The 14,597-nt window shown below is 51.2% G+C and carries 14 protein-coding genes; 2 read left to right on the top strand and 12 right to left on the bottom strand.

Features of this window, described 5'->3' with window-relative positions; translation table 11 throughout:
• Window positions 1-119 precede the first annotated feature (119 nt).
• Window positions 120-287: a DUF2897 family protein gene (locus AD666_RS26160; RefSeq protein ID WP_082339829.1), complete on the top strand. Its 168-nt coding sequence runs from the start codon at window positions 120-122 to the stop codon at window positions 285-287.
• Window positions 288-350: 63 nt separating this feature from the next.
• Here the strand turns inward: AD666_RS26160 and AD666_RS18720 are convergent, their stop codons facing one another.
• Entirely contained in the window at window positions 351-1,202 is an 852-nt protein-coding gene (locus tag AD666_RS18720; RefSeq protein WP_053155114.1) for a DUF1989 domain-containing protein, read from the bottom strand.
• A 173-nt stretch (window positions 1,203-1,375) separates the two neighbouring features.
• Here AD666_RS18720 and AD666_RS18715 point away from each other — a divergent pair, with 173 nt between their 5' ends.
• Window positions 1,376-2,464, top strand: a complete 1,089-nt coding sequence (locus AD666_RS18715) for an acyltransferase (protein WP_082339828.1) — start codon at window positions 1,376-1,378, stop codon at window positions 2,462-2,464.
• 76 nt (window positions 2,465-2,540) lie between these two features.
• On the opposite strand, the gene AD666_RS18710 is transcribed toward AD666_RS18715, so the two are convergent.
• The 11 genes from AD666_RS18710 to pseI form a co-directional block, all read right to left on the bottom strand.
• Window positions 2,541-2,876, bottom strand: coding sequence for a helix-hairpin-helix domain-containing protein (locus tag AD666_RS18710; RefSeq protein ID WP_053155111.1), 336 nt, complete (start codon window positions 2,874-2,876; stop codon window positions 2,541-2,543).
• A gap of 114 nt (window positions 2,877-2,990) precedes the next feature.
• Complete coding sequence (locus tag AD666_RS18705) at window positions 2,991-4,985, bottom strand: nucleoside-diphosphate sugar epimerase/dehydratase (RefSeq protein ID WP_053155402.1); 1,995 nt, start codon at window positions 4,983-4,985, stop codon at window positions 2,991-2,993.
• A gap of 114 nt (window positions 4,986-5,099) precedes the next feature.
• On the bottom strand, window positions 5,100-6,113 hold the full coding sequence (locus AD666_RS18700) for a glycosyltransferase family 4 protein (protein ID WP_172679644.1): 1,014 nt from the start codon (window positions 6,111-6,113) through the stop codon (window positions 5,100-5,102).
• Window positions 6,113-7,069, bottom strand: a complete 957-nt coding sequence (locus AD666_RS18695) for an SDR family oxidoreductase (RefSeq protein ID WP_053155107.1) — start codon at window positions 7,067-7,069, stop codon at window positions 6,113-6,115. The genes AD666_RS18700 and AD666_RS18695 overlap by 1 nt, the downstream gene beginning before the upstream one ends.
• Window positions 7,066-7,836, bottom strand: a complete 771-nt coding sequence (locus AD666_RS18690) for a glycosyltransferase family 2 protein (protein ID WP_053155105.1) — start codon at window positions 7,834-7,836, stop codon at window positions 7,066-7,068. Before AD666_RS18690 ends, AD666_RS18695 begins: the two co-directional genes overlap by 4 nt.
• Window positions 7,837-7,840: 4 nt before the next feature.
• The gene (locus AD666_RS18685; RefSeq protein ID WP_053155103.1) at window positions 7,841-9,256 is read right to left on the bottom strand and encodes a mannose-1-phosphate guanylyltransferase/mannose-6-phosphate isomerase; all 1,416 of its coding nucleotides are present in this window, start codon (window positions 9,254-9,256) and stop codon (window positions 7,841-7,843) included.
• A gap of 98 nt (window positions 9,257-9,354) precedes the next feature.
• Window positions 9,355-10,329, bottom strand: coding sequence for a GDP-L-fucose synthase (locus AD666_RS18680; protein WP_053155101.1), 975 nt, complete (start codon window positions 10,327-10,329; stop codon window positions 9,355-9,357).
• Window positions 10,330-10,331: 2 nt separating this feature from the next.
• Window positions 10,332-11,450 carry a GDP-mannose 4,6-dehydratase gene (gene gmd, locus AD666_RS18675; protein WP_053155099.1) on the bottom strand — a complete coding sequence of 373 codons (1,119 nt, stop codon included), beginning with the start codon at window positions 11,448-11,450 and terminating at the stop codon, window positions 10,332-10,334.
• A gap of 53 nt (window positions 11,451-11,503) precedes the next feature.
• Entirely contained in the window at window positions 11,504-12,616 is a 1,113-nt protein-coding gene (locus AD666_RS18670) for a hypothetical protein (RefSeq protein WP_156315961.1), read from the bottom strand.
• A 40-nt stretch (window positions 12,617-12,656) separates the two neighbouring features.
• A complete protein-coding gene (locus AD666_RS18665; RefSeq protein WP_053155095.1) occupies window positions 12,657-13,547 on the bottom strand; it encodes a hypothetical protein in 891 nt (296 codons plus the stop codon).
• Window positions 13,537-14,595: a pseudaminic acid synthase gene (pseI, locus tag AD666_RS18660; RefSeq protein WP_053155399.1), complete on the bottom strand. Its 1,059-nt coding sequence runs from the start codon at window positions 14,593-14,595 to the stop codon at window positions 13,537-13,539. Before pseI ends, AD666_RS18665 begins: the two co-directional genes overlap by 11 nt.
• Window positions 14,596-14,597 lie beyond the last annotated feature (2 nt).

The following is a 14,597-nucleotide window of genomic DNA, read 5'->3' as shown; positions in this document are numbered from 1 at the left end:
AGTGCGCAGCAGACAGTGTGCTGCAGGGGTAATATTGAACCACTGCGAACGACGTTCGCTCCAAACTGTAATGATGGCTGAGGCAAGCGGCCCTTAACGCACGCCTCTAGGAGAGCCCTATGCCCTGGTATGCCTGGTTGATTCTGATTATTGCCATCGGCTCGATCGTCGGCGGCTTGATGCTACTGCGCGACACCGCCAACAAGGTCGAACTGACTGAAGAGCAACGTAAGCGCGTTGCCGAGAGGAACGCCGAAATGGATGCGAAAGAAGCCAAGGATCGTTAACTGTCCATGGCTTGCTTTTTCGTAACCCGGGGCAGGTCCCCTCGCCACGAAAAACTTTTGCGCCTATTTCTCCCAGGACGCCTTGGCAATTTGCAAGCCATGCAGTCCGTTATACGCCGCACGCTCGGGCTGGGCCCAGCCTTCCAGCAATGAATCTGCAAGCTGATAAATCTCCACGCCCAAGGGGCGGCAGACGCTGAGCGGATCCTGGGCATCCGGACCCCACATCGCCAGCGACAAGTCACCGCCAGGACAGGTAGACAAGGCGCATAGAAGATCGATCTCGGCAAAGAACTCCAGATAATCCCCCTTCTGCGCCGGGCAGGCCTTCATGAAGTACATGTCGTCATGATTCAGTCCCGTGCACTGGAAAATATTCAGCACATCATGCACATCGAACTCCGTGAGGCCATGGGGAAGCACTGCACGGGTCAGGTTGGAATGGCAATGGTGATGGAAGTCCTCACCGGTGAGCATCTTGTTCACATAGGGATCACAACGCGTTCCCAACAGATCATGCAGTCGTCCGCCGTGTTCATCGATTCCGTAGCCGGCCAGACTGTCATCGGTGATAGTCACCAAGGGACGCAGGAATGGCAGGTTCGACCACAGTCGGTCATGGGTAGTGACGTGAGCGCCCTGAAGCTGCCGGGTGCGCGCCGCCCACAGGCGCTCCCGCGGATCGTGGGCGTTCCAGACGTTGAAATCCCCCACCTGCGGGCCCACGGGCGTGGTGACGCGAAATACATGGCCGGCCGGCACGTGCCAGGCGCGACCGGTACGGATAGGGACTTCGAATTGTTCGATGAGCGTGCGCTTGTCCTGCTGGGTGCGGATGCGTTCGTAGAACGGCTTGTCCACCTGCAGGGCGGAACCTTTGCTGACCTGGTAGGCGGCTGGATAGTCTTTATACATGGCTCGGATCCTTGATCAGTTTTGATTGATAAATTCGGCTGATCCAAACGCTCATCGGCGACAAACCTTTCGCACCAGAGCAGCAAGGGAAAATTCTTTAGAGGAAGAAGATAGTGCAGGCAAATCAGAAAGATTGCTATGATCAGAAAACGTAAACCAGTTTCAGGTCAAACATGCAAAGGGTTCACTCGATAGACTATTTACGGGGTCTTATGGCCCTGTCTGTTTTATTTTATCATTTTGCCGGCTGGAGCGTGGGGGTGCCAGACTCCAGCACTTTATTGGGCCGCCTTGGTATTTATGCAGTTTCCATATTTTTCATCATCAGCGGAATGTCGCTCTATATCGCCTATCAGCATCAAAACTGGAATAGAGACGAACTGGTTTTCTTTATAAAGAAACGATACCTGCGGCTGATTCCGGCGTTCTGGGCAGGGTGTTTTCTAAGTATTAGTTTATTCTTCCTGACCATCGGTAACCGACCTATCCATTGGGAGACGCTTTTTGTAAATCTCTCGCTCAACCTATCCCTGACGTTTGGCTTCCTGGACCCGGGCAATTACTTGACAGTTGGAGGGTGGTCAATCGGCAACGAGGTTGTTTTTTATGCCATATTTCCTCTTATCATGTGGCAAGCCAAAAACCGAAACCGCTCGATCAAGCTTGCTCTGTTAATAAGTGCAAGCGCGTTTTTATTTTATGCGCTGTACAAACTTTCCACAGGCACGACACTTGCGAGCCAATGGAAAACTTATATCAACCCGCTGAACAATGCCTTCCTGTTCATCCTTGGCATATCTATCGCCTGGGCCAGTAAAAACATTCAACACAAAATCCCTCAAAGCGGACTTATCGCCATTCTGGCACTTAGCACGTTACTGTTCTTGGTGTATCCAGCAGAAGGCAATCAGATTTCCATCGTAACCGGCATTGATCGAGTGCTCTTCACCGCCTTCTGCGGCGCCATCTGCTTTTCAGTTCTTAACATGCGACTCAATCTGGGGAACACCGTTACGCCACTGCTCAAGATCCTCGGTGATATCTCGTACACAATTTATATGTTCCACGGGGCTTTGGGTCAATTCACGCTACAGCTCATCGCTCCGGCATTAGACATGACCAGCCAAGAGGAAAAGTATCGACTCCTCATGTATTTTACTGCTCCGATCACTTTGATTGCTTCGTATTTTTTCTACACCTTCGTGGAAAAACCGATAATGAAATTTGGCCGACAACGAGCAGCTATTCCACAAACTATTTAATAGACTTCAACGTTCATGAGGCTACGTCCACCTGATAAAGGCCAGTCAGGTTCGACCGGCCTCTTCAACATCACACTCAGTTAACTTCCAACTTGTCACGATTTCTGTCCAGAATCGCCTTGCCAATCCCCTTGACCTCAAGCAGTTCATCTACCGACGAAAAGCCCCCATTACTTTCACGATACGCAACAATCGCCTCGGCCTTGGATTTGCCTATTCCCGCCAGCTCCCGTTGCAACGTCGCGGCATCCGCTACGTTGAGATCCACCTTGGCACTTTGAGGTTTTACTGAAACCTCCGATGCGTGCGGCGTGGCTATCGTCTCGGGCTTGGCCGTAGGCGCAGCAATGGCGGCTATGGAAGCGCTGGTCAGAAGGGCAAAAACCAGGGAGTAGAAATAGCCTATACGCATAAGTGACGCTCCATGACATCGTTAAGAGAGAAGCAGCTTTTCCGAAGCTGCCTCTGAAATCTAGGCGATGATGGGCCGCTGTCAAAAGCGTCTACGTTACAGCATATGTAACAATCAAGGTTCGAGGCGACGTTGCTGGTAGATCCAGTCGACAATCTCGCCGTCCGGGGCGTAACCACTGACGGTGTCCCGAAGCAGCTGCCGGACTCTTGCATAGTCATCATGCTCTATGGCTGCCAGCAACTCCGCCAGCTTGGCCTTCAGCACATCCCAGGGCAGATGATCTTCGTTGGCACTCATGATCATAGGATGCGGTGTCGCTACCACGTTGTCGCCTATCAGCAACTCCTCGTAAAGCTTCTCGCCAGGGCGCAAGCCTGTGAACTCGATAGCGATGTCTCCGTGAGGGTTTTTATCTGATCGCACACTCAGGCCCGACAGATGGATCATCTTTTCCGCCAGTTCGACAATCTTTACTGGCTCACCCATGTCCAATACGAAAACATCACCACCCAGCCCCATGGAGCCGGCCTGAATGACCAACTGAGCGGCTTCAGGAATGGTCATGAAATAGCGTGTGATCTTGGGATGAGTGACAGTCAGCGGCCCACCGGATTTGATTTGTTTATGAAACAAAGGAATAACAGAACCAGACGAGCCTAATACGTTACCGAACCGCACCATTGTGAAGCGGGTCTTATTGACACGCGAGACGTTGGACTTATCCCCGAACAGCACAGGGGCCAGTTCGTGGCTGAGGGCCTGTAAAGTGAGTTCGGCAAGCCGCTTGGTACTACCCATCACGTTGGTGGGACGCACAGCCTTGTCCGTTGAAATCAGAACGAAATTCGACACTCCCGCCTGCAAAGCGGCCTGTGCGGTGTTCAGCGTTCCGATCACATTATTTAATACACCCTCCGCAATATTGTGCTCGACCATCGGTACGTGCTTGTAAGCGGCGGCATGATAGACCGTGTCGACACTCCAAGTCTTCATCACATCCAGCAACTTTTCCTGATTCCGCACCGAACCCAGGATAGGCAACAAACGAACGGATAACGACTCTCGAGCGACTCGAGGTTCAAGTTCGGAAAGAATATTGTAGAGATTGAATTCGCTGTGTTCGTATAGCAGCAATGTCGTAGGTTTGAGAGCCAGGATCTGCCGACAAAGCTCCGAACCGATCGATCCCCCTGCTCCGGTCACCAGAACCGCCTGTCCTGCGATGCAGTGCTCAAGCAAATCGGCTTGCGCAGGTACCGGATCACGCCCCAGAAGATCTGCCACATCCACTTCCTGGATGTCGTCCACCTTGACCCGACCGCTCGCTAGATCCATGAAGCCGGGGACACTGCGTACGTGCAGCGGAAAGCCTTCGAGCAACGTGAGGATCTCTCGACGGCGCCCCCGTGATGACGAAGGGATCGCCAGTAGGATCTCCTGCGCACCGGTCTCATCGATCATTTTCTGAATATGTTTGGGCTGGTAGACCTGCAATCCCGCAATGACCCGGTCTGCAATGCTGCGATCATCGTCAATAAACGCGACAGGCCGCATCACCCGCCCCATGCGCAAAGCGGCTACGAGTTGGTTACCTGCGGCCCCTGCACCATAAATAGCGACTTTATGCAGCCCGTCGTCTCGGCTGGCAAACGGCACATGCTGGGCAGCCGTAAACCAGTCGCCCAGGAAGTACTGCCGCATCATCAAGCGCAACCCCCCGATCATGATGAGGCTGAGCCACCAATAGTTGAAAATGATGGAGCGTGGCACAACGTTCGTGTGATTGCTGTACCAATACACTACGAGCGCCAACAGCAAGGCAGAGAGACTGACCGCCTTACAGATGGTGATTAACGCGTCATTACCGAAATAGCGCATGACGGCGCGATACATCCCAAAGCGGATAAAGATCGGAATGGCGATCAGTGGCGCTGAGCCGAAAAGCCATAAATGCGTCTCGATCGGGCTGGCCAACGCCTCGACGCCCAAACGAACGACAAACGCCAGCCATAAGGCGCCCCAGACCAGAAACACATCCGTTGCCACCTGGATCGCACGCTTATGACGCCTTGGCAATCCCAACAATGCCGTTCTTATCTTATCCATAACCCCTTCATGCACCTTGGCCTGCTCCTGAAAACGGTCCATTACCCAATATACGCTGTCACATCATTGACCGTTGGACACTCGAAAAGCGAAAAGCGCGACCCTTGCCTGGAGTCAGGCTTTCTCGAGTTCACCCGCATGAAACTTGATGGCCAGCAACACCAAAGGTACGTAGGCAACTACCAAAGCCAACGCGCCATCCATGTCCAACAAAACCACAGCCGCCGCCAGAGGCAAGAGCCATAACACATTGATCGCCGCCACCGCGAGCGTCACCGGCAAATGCCTGCCATACCGGCGCGAGGCAAATTGATAAGCATGACTGCGGTGAGCTTCATAGACCTTATCGCCCCGCAAGAGACGACGGATCAAGGTCACGGTAGCATCGACAATAAAAACACCCAGCAAAATCAGCCAGACCCAAAGAAGCTTGGATGAAACCCAGGCGGCCTGCAGTGACAACAAGCCCAGGATAATACCGAGGAACCCACTTCCCGCGTCGCCCATAAAGATACGTGCGGGAGGAAAGTTCCAATACAGGAAACCTCCGACAGCCATTGCGAGCACCAACGGAGTCACGATCAGCGTTTCAAAATCACCTAACCAATAAAGCAGGCAAGCCCCAAGGCAAGCGCAAATCGCTTCAACGCTGGCGATTCCGTCGATTCCATCCATGAAGTTATAGAGGTTAAGCAACCACACCAGGTAGAACACCGCCAGAACGTGGCCAAGCCAAGCTAAATTCAGCTCCAGTCCGAACAAAGAGATAGCCGGCAAGCCGCCCAGCCAGTACAACGCCCATATTGATGCCGCAAAATGCCCCAGCAATCGCCACCGAGCAGCGATATGCCCATGGTCATCAAGAAATCCCAACACAGCGATCCCTGCTCCTGCCCCCAGCATTGCCCATAGGGTTGCCCCCGTCAGGAACCCACTGGCTGCCAATACGGGCAGAGCCGCAAGGAAGCTGAGAACAATGGCTACGCCTCCGCCACGAGGAGTTGGGACGGTGTGTGAACTGCGAGCGTTGGGGATATCGATAATGCTTCTGGACAACGCATAACGGCGCAGTAGCCATGTTGTGAGAAATGAAACGACCACAACAACCAGTAAACCTTGCGAGACCATTATTTACCCTGCTTCAAGAAAAAGCTCACCGTGTCTGCCAATCCTTGATCGACGCTAGTGACAGGAGCCCAGCCCAACAATTTACGAGTTTTACTGATATCGACCTGAAGCGAACCGCACAAACGCTTGGAAAAGTCTCCTTTCCCAGCCAATCGCGCAGCGAAGTCGAGTATCCAGGATGGAACAGGAACCAAGCGCGAAGGTTTTTTAAGCGCTCTCGAAATCCGTACTAAAAGCTGGGTAGTGGATAAGTCTTCCCCATCGCTGACCAAGAAAATCTGATTAGCCGCAGCGGGGTGACTTACGCACGTCACGATCAAATCAACCAGATTGTCGATACCTACCAGGCTTCGGGCATTATGAATAGCTCCCAAAGGCAACGGTATTCCTTTACTGAGCCAACGCATCATATTCAGGAAATTGGCTTTGACACCTGGACCATAAACCAGAACCGGGCGGATAATTACCACTTCCATGTCACTTTGCTCCGCCAGTGTCAGCAGCGCTTTTTCAGCCTCCATCTTGGAAACACCATAAGGGTCCAGCGGACAAGGAATATCATCCGGTTTGAAAGGCTGGCCCAGCGCAGTGCTTTCTCCGTTAACCTTGATTGAACTGAGAAAAATAAATCGTCGTACACCTGAAGCGGCAGCCTGGCGTGCGAGATTCAGAGTGCCGTCGACATTAATCTTTCTGAAATCCGCCAGTGGATCAGTCGAAGCATCGCGCATGACATGCACACGTGCAGCGGTGTGGATAACTATATCTACTCCTTCAAGGGCCGCGGCCCATGAAGTTTCAGCGGCAAGATCCGGTATCTGGTGCGTCAGGACACCCGAGAGCTGTCGCGCATCACGAACCGAGGCACTGAGCTCAAAATGCTTATCGCATTTGATCTTATCAACCAAGGCAGTCCCAACAAATCCACTCGCACCTGTCACCAACACTCGAGTCATCGGGAAGACCCTGCAGGACGCTTAATGTATTCAAACAACTTGAACGGAATCTTGCTCAGGACCATAAGCAAATTGGTATAAACACCATTGCGGCGACATGCTTGAACGATCTCCTTGTTCAGATGAAGACTGCTCTTCACACCGGAAGTACTCACGCCGCCAGCCCGCATACGAACCAGAACCCGATCAAGCCTCGCAAATGCAAACTTATGAACCAGCAGCAGCCGAACGAACATCTCATAATCCGCAGATATTTTATATTTTACCGAATAAGGCCCTACCGCCTTGTATGCATCGGCTCGAACAAACGTCGCGGGATGAGGCGGCATCCAACCAAAACGAAGCTTCCAGGGACGAAAATGACCTGCGCTATAGAACCGAGTTACCGTGCCCAAATCCTCAGCGTTGACAAAAACGATATCACCGAACACAAGCTGGCTTTCCGGTGAGGAATTGAAACATTCAACTACCGCGCCAACGGCGTCGCTCGATTCAAAAAAATCATCTGAATTGAGAATACCAATAACATCACCGCTCGCCAGTGAAATGCCCTTGTTCATGGCATCATAAATACCTTTATCTGGCTCACTGACGATTTTCGCGATTCGATCACTGTACTCGTTGACAATAGCCATGGTTGAGTCTTTGGAGGCCCCATCGACAATGATGTACTCGATGTCTTCGTACCGCTGCGACAAGACTGACTCTATCGTGTCGCGAATGGTGGCTGCACTGTTATAGGAAACAGTAATAATCGAAATTTTCAAACCATCATTCCTTTACCCGACCGTATCTATCTTCAAAACGGACAATGTCATCCTCCCCCAGGTAGGTACCCGACTGGACTTCAATCAACTCCAAAGGGATCACACCAGGATTCTCAAGGGCATGAACTTGACCAACGGGAATGTAAGTTGACTGGTTCTCCGTAACCAGATAAGTTTTATCTCCGTTGGTTACCTGCGCCGTTCCGCTCACCACTATCCAGTGTTCCGCCCGATGGTGGTGCATTTGTACCGACAACTTGGCACCGGGATTAACTGTAATACGTTTGACCTGATAACGCGGTCCATTATCGATAGAGTCGTAAACACCCCATGGACGATAGACTTCACGATGATTGGCATACTCGGGACGCTTGCAGCTTTTCAACTGATCGACGATTTTCTTGACGTCCTGTACGTCCCCCTTATGGGCGACAAGCACCGCGTCTTTGGTTTCAACGATCACCAGGTCATCAACCCCGATTGTCGCCACAAGTCGATGGGTAGCATGTACATAGCTGCTGCTGGTACGCTCCGTGATCACGTCACCTTTAAGAACATTGCCATGGGCATCTTTTTCTGCGGTATCCCAAAGTGCGGACCAAGACCCCACATCATTCCATCCGGCGTCCAACGGCACCATCACAGCATCCGAAGTGCGTTCCATCACAGCATAGTCAATTGAGTTTTCAGGGCATGCTGCAAAGGCCTGAGCATTGACGCGTGTAAAGTGCATATCCTCTTGAGCACTGGCAAAAGAGGCACGGCAAGCATGCAGAATATCGGGAGCAAAACGCTCCAACTCTTCTAAATAGCGGCTAGCCCGGAACATGAACATGCCGCTATTCCAAAAATACTCTCCACTTTCCAGATATTTTTGAGCAGCCGCTGAATCGGGTTTCTCCACGAAGCGATTGACAACATAACCACCGTTGCCAAGTGCCTGGCCCCTTTCCAGATAACCAAAACCGGTTTCCGGGTGAGTGGGGACGATTGCGAACGTCACCAGCTTCCCCCCCTCAGCCAGCGCCAAGGCGCGTTCGATACTTGTGTGGAACGCTCCAACGTCTTGAACAAGATGGTCCGCCGCAAGAACCAACAGGACTGGATCCGCCCCCGAAACCGTGGCTTGTAATGCTGCCAGCGCGATAGCCGGTGCGGTATTCCGCCCCACCGGTTCGAGCAGAATACGAGCTTGCTCCATTTCAAGCTGCCGCAGTTGCTCGGCCGCAAGAAAGCGATGCTGTTCATTGCAAATCAGTATGGGCAAATGATGATCGAGCCCTTCCAACCGCTTGATTGTCGATTGGAGTAACGATTGCCCAGCATCCACCAAAGGAAGAAACTGCTTGGGATTGAGCTGGCGAGACAAGGGCCAGAGGCGAGACCCCGCCCCCCCTGCCATGATGACCGGAAGAAACATTCAAGATCGTCCTGTACTGCTGCTATCGAGGTTGGCCATTAAATTTTTTATTCATAGGCTTACGGCGCGACAGGCCGTAAAAACGTACTTAGACAAAATCAATGTCTGGCTTCCAGACGATGCTCTACAAACCATTGATACGCATCACTCAACCCCTCTTCCAGCTCAATCGACGATTGCCATCCCAGCGCGCGAAGCCGGGAGACATCCATCAATTTACGGGGTGTGCCATCAGGCTTGCTGGCATCGAACGACAATCGCCCCTTAAACCCAGTGACTTTGGCGATGGTTTGCGCAAGCTCGCGTATTGTACAGTCCTTGCCTGTCCCCACATTGATATGAGACAGCATAGGCTGGGTGTTGGCCTGATAGGTGGCGCCATCAAGTTCCATCACGTGCACACTGGCCGCCGCCATATCGTCGACGTGAAGAAATTCGCGCATCGGGTTGCCACTTCCCCAGATAACCACTTCCGCCTGGTCTGTCTGCACTGCTTCATGAAAACGACGAAGCAGAGCCGGGATCACATGGCTATTTTCCGGATGATAGTTGTCATGCGGCCCATATAGATTGGTTGGCATGACGCTGCGATAATCGCGGCCATGCTGGCGATTATAGCTCTCGCACAACTTGATCCCGGCAATCTTGGCGATCGCATACGGCTCGTTGGTCGATTCAAGGACGCCGGTAAGCAACGCCTCTTCTTTCATCGGTTGTACCGCCTGCTTGGGATATATGCAGGAGGAGCCTAGGAACAGCAGCCTCTGCACGTCCGAATCATGCGCCGCCCGAATCACGTTAGCTTGAATCATCAAATTGTCGTAGATGAAGTCCGCGGGAAACGTGTTGTTGGCATGAATCCCCCCTACCTTGGCTGCCGCCAGATACACTTGATCAATTTGATTTCGCGCGAAAAAAGCCCGTACCGCCTGTTGATCCAGCAAGTCTAATTCGTCACGGCTGGCACAAAGAACGGAACGATAGCCAAGAGCCTGGAGCCGACGCACGATGGCCGAGCCCACCATGCCTCGATGGCCGGCAACGAAAATGGTCTGGTTCAATTCGCGGGACATTATTAATTCTCCAAGGCGACCGGGACATCGTGGCCGTACTGTTTGAGCAAAGCATGACGCTGAGCCGCCTTGAGGTCTTCCCTGACCATTTCCGCACACATCTCCTGTACGGTGATTTCCGGCACCCAGCCCAGGTTCTTCTTGGCTTTGCTTGGGTCGCCCAACAGCGTTTCCACCTCAGCAGGCCGGAAGTAACGTGCGTCCACGCGAACGATAACATCTCCAACACTCAACGCCGGAGCCAACTGACCGTCGATACGCTCAACGACGGCACGTTCTTCCACACCTTCGCCTTCAAAGCGCAGTGTGATACCCAATTCAGCAGCAGACCAGCGCACGAACTCCCGTACGGAGTATTGAACGCCCGTAGCGATCACATAATCCTCTGGATGCTCTTGCTGCAACATCATCCATTGCATGCGCACATAATCCTTGGCATGCCCCCAGTCCCGCAGCGCATCCATATTGCCCAGGAAGAGGCATTTTTCCAGTCCTTGGGAGATGTTTGCCAGGGCCCGGGTGATCTTGCGCGTTACAAATGTCTCGCCGCGACGTGGAGATTCATGATTGAACAGGATCCCGTTACAAGCGTACATGCCGTAGGCTTCGCGATAATTCACGGTAATCCAGTAGGCATATAGCTTCGCCACCGCATAGGGAGAGCGCGGGTAGAAAGGCGTCGTCTCCTTTTGGGGAATCTCCTGGACCAAACCATACAATTCAGAAGTCGAAGCCTGATAAAAACGGGTCTTCTTCTCCAAGCCCAGCAAACGGATAGCTTCAAGTATCCGCAACGTTCCCATTGCGTCAACATCAGCCGTGTATTCGGGAGACTCGAAACTCACCGCAACGTGAGATTGAGCCCCAAGGTTGTAGACCTCATCCGGCTGAACTTCCTGAATGATCCGAGTCAGGTTGGATGAGTCGCTCAAATCGCCGTAATGGAGGACAAAATTGCGGTTATCGACGTGTGGATCCTGATAGATATGATCGACGCGCTGGGTATTAAAGGACGACGCCCGGCGCTTGATACCGTGGACCTCGTAGCCTTTTTCGAGTAACAGCTCCGCCAAATACGAGCCATCCTGACCGGTAACCCCGGTGATTAGAGCCTTCTTCATATACCTACACTCCCAGTCATTTTTGTAAATCCTAAAAACACCAGCCTGTCCACCTAACCATACGAAGGGGGTGATTCCGCCGCCCTTCCGAAACGGGGTATGAAGCGTTTGAAATACCAATAAAAAACCAACGGAAAAACCAGAAAATCCATCAGATTAAACAAGTAAAATATATCAAACGCAGCACGAAACAAATACAGCAAGAGAACAATCGCCAAAAAATACCTTTCATCAGCCAGCAAGGCTATGAGAGACCAACCGGCAATAAAAATCAGAAAAAATATTGAAACACCAAAAAAGGAATGCAATCGAAGGAATGCGCTATGAGGGTTGCCCCCAAAAGACTCGACCATCGGCACACCTGTTAAATCCACACCCGCAAAAAAGCTGATAGGATCCAGATGGGCAAAATAATCTTGGGCAATGAGATACCTCTCACTCTCCAACCCCGCTGTTAAATTCGTCTGCGACTGCAAAAGATCATAAAAATACTCCCAACCAAAAACCAAAACTATGGCACCGATCAATCCCATAGCCAGAACGACAAAAGCGTTTTTACGCCACAACGCACACAACAACAGCACAAACGAAACAAACAGCCCATTACGGCTGTACAAGGGAATACTTATCAAAAACACTAAAAAAAGCAACGTGACGGAAACAGGTTTACCCCGAAGCTCCCGAGAAAAAATATAACCACTTGCGAGCGCCAGCAGAATGCCCGAATACACGTTCCGACTTGATCCAGTTAAAACCTTATTAAATTCAGTTGGCCCATAACCTTCAGCCACAATCAGCCAAACCGTAGCAGCCAAAAACATCAGAAAGGGATATTCGAAGAACATTGCCGTCTTACGACACTCTACCGCATACCAGGCAATACCAAGCCCTGAAACAAAAACAAAAACCGTGAAAATACTCCGGTACTCAGACCAATCATAGTTAAACAATGAGAACGCGAACAAACAGACAAGCAAAAGCTGCATAGAAAAGAAAGCTAAGCCGTTTCGTCCTCGGGAAACCGATAACATGACAGCGAATACCGCCCCTCCAACGGCCACCGCTCCGGTACGGTAGTCGATCGCCCCATAAAAAAAGGCCAATGCAGAAAAAACGATGTACATGCACGCACACAAAAATGCGCTACCTTGAAGGACAGCGGTCACTCAGTCACCTTTACAAGAAACAGTCCATTTATCATTCAGGCTAAACCCACCCCAAGACTTTGGCCGACGGAGACAGCCGACTGGCTGCCAACACTTCAACATCGTATTTCTTTAGTTCTTCCTTTAATGCTTGAATGACCGGCATTACACCAACGCCATTTTCACCGACAGCGGTTTTATGCAACTCGACCCCTGCCTCATCCAACGTCAATGGTTGAGGGAGCTCCGCATTATTGAAAATTACCTCGGAAGCATCGGCACCATAAAAGTGCGGTCCTTGAAAGTCTAGACCATGAACGATAATTTTCTTGAAGCCCATGGTCTTGGCCAATATAACCAAGCCAACAACACTGGAGACAGCCTGGGGCAGATGTCGGGAGTCTGCACACATCTGAGCCACCACAGGAGCGACTCCCTTGCTACCAAAAATCCGGAAATGCCGATCCTTGATAAATAGCGCCTTGCCTGAGTAAAGCATACCAATCAGACCGATCGAATTCTTAAGCTCCGATAAATTCTTGAAAACAACTTTTGAATTGGAAAAAACATTAAATTTTTCCAGAGCGAAATGCATTTGGTAGGTATTGACAAAAAAACGCAAATTTTTGACGGAGGCATTTTCTACGAAGTGCAAGTCCGGGTCCTTGCACTTCAAAAAAGAAAAATTGAACCCGATGACAAATGCATTCGCACGATCGATACTGTCAAAGGAGTGATTCAAACTCCAACCTGAGGCAAGGATATGACAAACTCGGGAAGAGTCAAATTCATTCACGGGAATAACAAACTCGGACATCCCCATTCGCTTTAATCTGGCTGCCCGCCGCCGCTGCACAACAGATTCAAAACCAAAAATCAAGTGCGCACAGAAGAGCTGAAGCATCAGCGGCAAACGACCGAGGACGGCCCTTATTTGCTTCTTATCTGCCATAGAAATCGTCCATTTTTACAGGAGTGTTTTCCGCTACATCCCTGATCAACACACTACCAACAACACTGTCCATGAATTTAGGAGGCACACCAAACCCTGGCCTCACGCTTCTAACCGAGTCGGCCGTAATAACATCACCTGCCTTCAAGGATTTGACAAAATATAACGAACGCCGAAACTGCACGTTTCCCTGCTCGCTTGATTTTCTACCGTAATCAACCCTGCCCAACGCTGCCCATGCCGTTTTGCTATCCTGACATAAGGCCATCAACTCCGAGGGTTCGAGTGAGAAACTGTCATCGGGCCCACCACCATTCCGGTCAAGTGTGAAGTGTTTTTCAATGATTGATGCACCCAACGCTACGCTCGTAATAGCAGTAGTGTTATCTAATGTATGATCGGACAACCCCGTCACCAACCCGTGTCGCCGGATCATGTCGGGTATCGTTCGCAAATTATAGTCATGCGCAGGAGCAGGATAACCACTGACGCAGTGAAGTATCGCCAACTCCTTACAACCACCCTCACGGGCCGCCACAATGGCCTCCTCTATTTCCTCGGCATCAGCCATGCCAGTGGAAATAATCATGGGTTTCCCCGTACTGGCGACATATTTGATGAGAGGCAAATCAATCGCTTCAAACGATGCGATTTTATAAGCAGGGGCGTTTAATCCTTCCAGCAGATCGACTGCCGTCCTATCGAAGGGCGAACTGAAAATCGTGATACCCAACTTTCGTGCATAATCAAAAAGTGGGGCGTGCCACTCCCAAGGCATGTGTGCCTCTTCGTACAAGTCATATAACGTTCGTCCATCCCATAACCCGCCGCTGATCCGGAACTCATCTGAATCAGACTTCAATGTAATGGTATCGGCTGTATACGTCTGCAACTTGATCGCGTCAGCGCCGGCCTTTTTTGCCTCCTCCATGATTCGCTTGGCGGTTTCAAACTTTCCATTATGATTGGCAGATAGTTCAGCTATGATATAGGGCGGTTCATTTACACCAATCTTCCTGCCAGCGATGTTAATACATGAGTTCGGCATGC

It is taken from the genome of Pseudomonas sp. Pf153 (assembly GCF_001269775.1).
Classification (GTDB): domain Bacteria; phylum Pseudomonadota; class Gammaproteobacteria; order Pseudomonadales; family Pseudomonadaceae; genus Aquipseudomonas; species Aquipseudomonas uvaldensis.
Note: the sequence above shows the minus strand (reverse complement) of the source record. Positions and strands in the feature narration are given on the sequence as shown.

Bases quoted from the DNA above. Each gene is read 5' to 3' on its own strand.
- AD666_RS26160 (WP_082339829.1), top strand. From the start codon at position 120: ATGCCCTGGTATGCCTGGTTGATTCTGATTATTGCCATCGGCTCGATC.
- AD666_RS18720 (WP_053155114.1), bottom strand. From the start codon at position 1,202: ATGTATAAAGACTATCCAGCCGCCTACCAGGTCAGCAAAGGTTCCGCC.
- AD666_RS18715 (WP_082339828.1), top strand. From the start codon at position 1,376: ATGCAAAGGGTTCACTCGATAGACTATTTACGGGGTCTTATGGCCCTG.
- AD666_RS18710 (WP_053155111.1), bottom strand. From the start codon at position 2,876: ATGCGTATAGGCTATTTCTACTCCCTGGTTTTTGCCCTTCTGACCAGC.
- AD666_RS18705 (WP_053155402.1), bottom strand. From the start codon at position 4,985: ATGGATAAGATAAGAACGGCATTGTTGGGATTGCCAAGGCGTCATAAG.
- AD666_RS18700 (WP_172679644.1), bottom strand. From the start codon at position 6,113: ATGGTCTCGCAAGGTTTACTGGTTGTTGTGGTCGTTTCATTTCTCACA.
- AD666_RS18695 (WP_053155107.1), bottom strand. From the start codon at position 7,069: ATGACTCGAGTGTTGGTGACAGGTGCGAGTGGATTTGTTGGGACTGCC.
- AD666_RS18685 (WP_053155103.1), bottom strand. From the start codon at position 9,256: ATGTTTCTTCCGGTCATCATGGCAGGGGGGGCGGGGTCTCGCCTCTGG.
- AD666_RS18680 (WP_053155101.1), bottom strand. From the start codon at position 10,329: ATGTCCCGCGAATTGAACCAGACCATTTTCGTTGCCGGCCATCGAGGC.
- gmd (WP_053155099.1), bottom strand. From the start codon at position 11,450: ATGAAGAAGGCTCTAATCACCGGGGTTACCGGTCAGGATGGCTCGTAT.
- AD666_RS18665 (WP_053155095.1), bottom strand. From the start codon at position 13,547: ATGGCAGATAAGAAGCAAATAAGGGCCGTCCTCGGTCGTTTGCCGCTG.
- pseI (WP_053155399.1), bottom strand. From the start codon at position 14,595: ATGCCGAACTCATGTATTAACATCGCTGGCAGGAAGATTGGTGTAAAT.